Below are 268 nucleotides of genomic sequence, written 5' to 3'. Positions count from 1 at the left end.
AACTGCGGGCCTTGAGGGATCAGGGACGACACTGAAGGTCCAGGCCGTCGTTTCCCTCAAGGCTGACTACCCTCTCCCGGTCCTGCTGGAGATCGCGAGCCTGGCCCGCTCAACGTTCTTCTATCACCAGGCCCGTCTCCAGGCCCCGGACCCGAAAGAGAAGCTTCAAGTGGCGGTCACGGAGATCTTCGAAACGAATCATGGCCGGTACGGGCACCGGCGGATCCATACGGAGCTACTCAAGCAAGGGTGGACGGTTGCGAAGAAG

The 268-nt window shown here is 61.2% G+C and carries 1 protein-coding gene; it reads left to right on the top strand.

Going from position 1 to position 268, the window contains the following annotated elements:
* The coding region (locus AC5RVN_RS17480) for an IS3 family transposase (protein WP_494138759.1) at nucleotides 1–268 on the top strand (268 nt) is incomplete at both ends.

The sequence above is a fragment of the Arthrobacter sp. sptzw32 genome, assembly GCF_059089735.1.
Note: the sequence above shows the minus strand (reverse complement) of the source record. Positions and strands in the feature narration are given on the sequence as shown.